Raw genomic sequence first — 5,625 nt, 5'->3', positions numbered from 1 at the left:
GTCGTTGCTGGTTCTGCTGGCCACGGGGCGGGTCCTCGCAGTTCCTGTGGGGGGTGCTGTGGTTGCGGCTTCATCGGAAAATGATCCAAATCGTGCTGTCGAACCCCGTTTCAGCTCGGGGGATCGGGCGTAATGTTCAGTCATGGACCGCCGCATTTTCGGGCTGGAGAACGAGTACGGCGTCACGTGCACGTTCAGGGGACAGCGCCGCCTGTCGCCTGACGAGGTGGCGCGGTACCTCTTCCGCCGTGTCGTGTCATGGGGCCGCAGCAGTAATGTCTTTCTGCGAAACGGTGCCCGCCTGTATCTCGATGTCGGGTCACATCCGGAATACGCGACACCCGAGTGTGACAACGTGACCGAGCTGGTCACTCATGACAAAGCCGGCGAGCGCATTCTCGAGGGACTCCTGGTGGACGCGGAACGACGCCTGCACGAGGAAGGAATCGCGGGCGACGTCTACCTCTTCAAGAACAACACCGACTCGGCGGGCAACTCCTATGGTTGCCACGAGAACTATCTGGTGGCGCGGCACGGGGAGTTCTCCCGGCTCGCGGACATCCTTATTCCGTTCCTGGTCACGCGCCAGTTGCTGTGTGGTGCGGGCAAGGTTCTGCAGACTCCGCGCGGGGCTGTGTACTGCGTGAGTCAGCGGGCGGAGCACATCTGGGAGGGCGTCTCCTCGGCGACGACCCGGTCCCGGCCGATCATCAACACGCGTGACGAGCCGCACGCGGACGCGGAGCGTTACCGGCGGCTGCATGTCATCGTGGGCGACTCGAACATGTCGGAGACGACGATGCTGCTGAAGGTCGGGGCGACCGACCTGGTGCTGCGGATGATCGAGGCGGGCACGGTGATGCGGGATCTGACGCTGGAGAACCCGATCCGGGCGATCCGTGAGGTCAGTCATGACATCACGGGGCGTCGCAAGGTGCGTCTGGCGAGCGGCCGGGAGGCCTCCGCGCTGGAGGTGCAGCGGGAGTACTACGAGAAGGCCGTGGACTTCTGCGAGCGCCGTGGTATTCGCACCGGTACGGTCGAGCAGGTCCTGGAGCTGTGGGGCCGTACGCTGGACGCGATCGAGGCGGAGGATCTGGACCGGATCGGCACCGAGATCGACTGGGTGATGAAGTACCAGTTGATCGAGCGGTACCGGGCGAAGCACAACATGACGATGTCGCATCCGAGGGTGGCGCAGATAGACCTCGCGTACCACGACATCCATCGTCGCCGTGGGTTGTACTACCTGCTGGAGAGGAAGGGGCAGGCCGCCCGTATCTGCAACGACCTGAAGATCTTCGAGGGCAAGTCGGTGCCTCCGCAGACGACCAGGGCGAGGTTGCGCGGTGACTTCATCCGAAGGGCCCAGGAGCAGCGTCGTGACTTCACGGTGGACTGGGTGCACCTGAAGCTGAACGACCAGGCGCAGCGCACGGTGTTGTGCAAGGACCCGTTCCGTTCGGTGGACGACCGGGTGGAGAAGCTGATCGCCGGGATGTGAGCGGGGCGGCCGGTGCGCTGTGCCGGGACGCAACGCGGGCGCCGTACGTTTTCCGTACGGCGCCCTTTTGACGCCGTAGAGTTGCGCGCACGCCATCCACAAGATCGACCGATTACGAGGCTTTCACCGTGCGCCGACGTTCTCTCATCCTTGCCGCAGGTTCCGCTGGGCTGGTCACGCTCGCCGGGTGCGGTGAGGACAAGTCCGACAAGAGCAAGACGAGCGTCAGTGAGTCGCCGTCTGCCGAGGCTCCGTCGTCGGCGCCGCCGCCGAAGATCGTCGACGGTCCGCTGCCGGCGATCACGGCGGGGACGAAGTTCGGTGAGAAGCCGACGGTGGCCAAGGGGACGGGTACGCCGTCGGATCAGCTTGCGGTGAAGACGGTGATCGCGGGCGGCGGTCAGACGGTCGCGGAGAACGACTACATCCAGGCGAATTACCTGGGGCAGATCTGGGACACGGCGAAGGTGTTCGACAACTCCTGGGACCGTAAGACGCCGTTGGTCATCCAGTTGGCGCAGGGCAGCATCATCGATGGCTGGCGGTATGCGCTGACGGGGAAGAAGGCGGGCAGCCGGGTCGAGTTCTCGGTGCCGCCGACCTGGGGTTACGGCAAGTCCGGGAATTCGCAGGCGGGTATCAAGGGTACCGACACGCTGGTGTTCGTGGTCGATCTCCAGGAGACGTTCAACGCGAAGAGCTCCGCCAAGGGCAAGGCTGTGGCGCAGGACGACGCGAAGCTGCCGAAGGTGGGGACGAACACCGACGGCAACGCGCCGTCCATCGAGGTGCCGAAGGTGGATCCGCCGAAGGATCTGGTGGCGAACTACGTCCTGGAGGGTGACGGTGCCGCGGTGGGGGCGCAGGACAGTGTGCTGGTGCAGTACAAGGGTGTGCTGTGGGACAACGGCAAGGAGTTCGACTCGACGTACGGCCGCAAGTCGCTGACGTCGTTCGGTCTTTCGCAGGTCGTCAAGGGGTGGGCGCAGGGGCTGACGGGCAAGAAGGTGGGCAGCCGGGTGCTGATCGTGGTCCCGCCGTCCCTGGGTTACGGGGACAACCCGCCGCAGGGCAGTGGCATCGGCAAGGACTCCACGATGGTCTTCACGGTGGACATCCTCGCGAAGATGTGAGGCCGCGTGATGTAAGACTGTGATCGTTGCTTTATCGCAGACAAGCAGGAGCTAGAGACGTGAGCATCGAGAAGCCCGAGATCGACTTCCCGGAGGGCAACCCCCCGGCGGACCTCGAGATCAAGGACATCTGGGAGGGCGACGGCCCGGTGGCCGAGGCGGGGCAGACCGTCACGGTGCACTACGTGGGTGTCGCGTTCAGCACGGGTGAGGAGTTCGACGCGAGCTGGAACCGGGGCAACCCGTTCCGTTTCCCGCTCGGTGGCGGCCGGGTCATCAAGGGCTGGGACCAGGGTGTGGAGGGCATGAAGGTCGGCGGCCGTCGCCAGCTGACCATTCCCGCCCACCTCGCCTACGGCGACCAGAGCCCGACCCCGGCGATCCAGCCCGGCGAGACGCTGATCTTCGTGGTCGACCTGCTCGGAGTCTGATCGTCGAGAGATCGGACCCGATCACCTGGGGCCCATGCCTGTCGGGCATGGGCCCTCGGCTTTTGCCGTGGCACCCCTGGGCGGTACGGTCATCGGTCGGAAGCACCACAAGGAAGGCGAAGGGCATCGATGGCCATTGCCAAGGCCGAGCGACTGATGAACCTGGCGCTGTGTCTGCTGGGGACGCGACGGCCGCTCAGCAAGCGGGAGCTGCGCGAGTCCATCGAGGCCTATCTGGAGGCCGGGAGCGACGACTCCTTCAACCGCATGTTCGAGCGGGACAAGGACGACCTGCGCGAGCTCGGTCTGGTCATCGAGACGGTCGAGAACCTGGACGGCGAGGTGGGCTATCTGGCCCGCCGCGACAGCAACCGGCTGCCGCCCATCACCCTGGACGCCGAGGAGGCCGCCGCGCTCGGTCTGGCCGCCAAGGTCTGGCAGCAGGCCCGGCTGGCCGGTGCCGCCAGCGGCGCCCTGCAGAAGCTGCGCGCGGCCGGACTGCCCGAGGACGTCGACCCCTACGAGGCCCATGGCGCCCTGGAGCCGCGCATCCCGGTGCACGAGGCCGCCTTCGAGCCGCTCATGCTGGCCTGCCGCGACCGCCGTCCGGTCGTCTTCGACTACCGCAAGGCCACCGCCGCCCGCCCCGAGCCCCGGCAGGTCGAGCCGTGGGCCCTGGAGTGCTGGCGCGGCCACTGGTACCTGGCGGGCTGGGACCGGGACCGGGGGGCCGAGCGGGTGTTCCGGCTGTCCCGGATCACCGGCAAGGTGCGCAGCCGGGGCGGCCGCTTCACCGCCGAGGTCCCCGACGTGGTCACCGTGCGCGAGACCGTGGCGAGCTGGGCGGGGGAGACCGCCGACCGCAGCGCCCTGATCCGGCTGCGCCAGGGCGCCGGCTACCCCCTTCGGGCGAAGGCCACCGCGGTGCGGGAACTCGCGGAGGGATGGGACGAGTTGGAGATTCCGTACGGACACGGGCTGGACGCCTGGCTGGTGGAGTTCGGGCCGGACGTGGTGGTCGTGGAGCCCGCGGAGCTGCGGGCCGACGTGCTGGAGCGGCTGCGCGCCGTGGCCAAGGGCTGAGGGGGAGCGAGCAACACAGTGGCAGGCAAACCGGTCAGGCCCACGAACGCCATCGACCAGACCCGGCGGATGCTCTCGCTGGTGACGTATCTGCGGGAGCGTCCGGGCGCCCGGATCGAGGACGTGGCGCGTGCCTTCGGCATCACCGAGGACGAGCTGGTCTCGGACCTCGACGTGCTGCCCATGTGCGGCACCAGCTTCCGCGGCGGCGACCTGCTCGACATCGACACCGACGGCGAGCGGATCTGGTGGCACAACCCGGCGGCGCTGGGGGCGGACGCGGCCGAGCCGCTGCGGCTGGCCGCGGACGAGGCGACGGCCCTGCTGGTGGCCGCCCGCGCCGTGTCGACCCTGCCGGGGCTGCGGGAGGGCGACCGGCAGGCGCTGCTGCGGGCGACCGCCAAGGTGGAGGCGGCGGCCGGCGAGGCGGCCGGGGCCAGCTCCCGGCTGTCGGTGACCTTCGAGTCCGAGGGCGGGGTCTTCGCCGACGTCGACCGGGCGATCTCCGAGCGGCGCCGGCTGTGGATCCGCTACTACTCGCCCGCGCGGGACGAGGTCACCGAGCGTGAGATCGATCCCATCCGGCTCGTCAGCGTGGGCCACACCTATGTCGAGGCCTGGTGCTACCGCTCCGAGGGCCGGCGCACCTTCCGGCTCGACCGGGTCGCCGAGATCCGGGTCCTCGACGAGCCGTCCGCGCCGCCCGAGGTCGAGCTCAGGGACCTGTCGGAGGGGCTGGTCCAGCCGGCCGCCGAGGATCCCGAGGTCGTCGTCGAGGTCGGTCCCGGCGGGCGCTGGGTCGCCGAGTACTACCCGCACGACAGCGCCGATGAACTTCCCGACGGCGGCCTGCGTATCACTCTGCGTACGCCCGACCCGGCCTCGCTCAGACGGCTGGCGCTGCGGCTCGGCCCGGACGGCCGGATCGTGTCGCCGCCGGAGCTGGCCGACAGCGCGCGCCGGGCGGCCCGCGAGGCGCTGGCGGCGTACGACGGGATCGAGGGGTCCGGCGGGTGAACGGCGCGGGGCCGCGCGGGGAGCATGCCGGGCAGGACGACAGGCGGGAGCGGAGTTCTTGAGCGAGTCGTTGAGGTCCGGAGTCCGGGGCATGTCGGTGGCGGCCGCGTTCGCGGGGATGAGAAGTGTGGGGCCGGTGGTCTTCAGAGCCGGCTGCCCGGACTGCCGGGGCCGCTTCGAACTTGCCGCGAGCGCTCTGCGCCTGGCGATCGGCGCCAGCAGCCGCACCACCTTCTACTCCTTCACCTGCCCCGGCTGCGGTGTGTCCGTCCGCAAGCCGGCCGGCGAACGCATCGTGGAACTGCTGACCGGAGGCGGAGTCAGCACCTTGCGGCTGCACTCGGCCTAGGGCCGCTTTCCTGCGACTTGCTCCGCCGGACAGGCCCAGGGCGCGGCCGGGTGAGCCCCGACACACCGGAAGAGCACCGACACACCGGGCGTGCGCCGTGGGTGGGGC

The 5,625-nt window shown here is 68.9% G+C and carries 6 protein-coding genes and 1 pseudogene; all 7 read left to right on the top strand.

Features of this window, described 5'->3' with window-relative positions:
- Window positions 1-133: pseudogene (locus tag FNH09_RS44060) on the top strand (MFS transporter); the annotation flags it as partial.
- Between the two features lie 9 nt (window positions 134-142).
- Window positions 143-1,504, top strand: a complete 1,362-nt coding sequence (gene pafA / locus FNH09_RS44055; RefSeq protein ID WP_007499792.1) for a Pup--protein ligase — start codon at window positions 143-145, stop codon at window positions 1,502-1,504.
- Window positions 1,505-1,632: 128 nt separating this feature from the next.
- Entirely contained in the window at window positions 1,633-2,637 is a 1,005-nt protein-coding gene (locus FNH09_RS44050; protein ID WP_162470021.1) for an FKBP-type peptidyl-prolyl cis-trans isomerase, read from the top strand.
- 59 nt (window positions 2,638-2,696) lie between these two features.
- The gene (locus tag FNH09_RS44045) at window positions 2,697-3,068 is read left to right on the top strand and encodes an FKBP-type peptidyl-prolyl cis-trans isomerase (RefSeq protein ID WP_162470020.1); all 372 of its coding nucleotides are present in this window, start codon (window positions 2,697-2,699) and stop codon (window positions 3,066-3,068) included.
- A gap of 129 nt (window positions 3,069-3,197) precedes the next feature.
- Complete coding sequence (locus FNH09_RS44040; protein WP_152895485.1) at window positions 3,198-4,151, top strand: helix-turn-helix transcriptional regulator; 954 nt, start codon at window positions 3,198-3,200, stop codon at window positions 4,149-4,151.
- A gap of 18 nt (window positions 4,152-4,169) precedes the next feature.
- Complete coding sequence (locus tag FNH09_RS44035; protein ID WP_162470019.1) at window positions 4,170-5,168, top strand: WYL domain-containing protein; 999 nt, start codon at window positions 4,170-4,172, stop codon at window positions 5,166-5,168.
- Window positions 5,169-5,226: 58 nt separating this feature from the next.
- Complete coding sequence (locus FNH09_RS44030) at window positions 5,227-5,517, top strand: hypothetical protein (protein WP_152895484.1); 291 nt, start codon at window positions 5,227-5,229, stop codon at window positions 5,515-5,517.
- The last annotated feature ends 108 nt before the right edge of the window (window positions 5,518-5,625 follow it).

This window comes from Streptomyces adustus, from assembly GCF_009377175.1.
In the GTDB taxonomy this organism is placed as follows: Bacteria; Actinomycetota; Actinomycetes; order Streptomycetales; family Streptomycetaceae; genus Streptomyces; species Streptomyces adustus.
Note: the sequence above shows the minus strand (reverse complement) of the source record. Positions and strands in the feature narration are given on the sequence as shown.

What these genes read in the sequence shown, in the direction of transcription:
- FNH09_RS44040 (WP_152895485.1), top strand. Translation starts at nt 3,198, where the DNA reads ATGGCCATTGCCAAGGCCGAGCGACTGATGAACCTGGCGCTGTGTCTG.
- pafA (WP_007499792.1), top strand. Translation starts at nt 143, where the DNA reads ATGGACCGCCGCATTTTCGGGCTGGAGAACGAGTACGGCGTCACGTGC.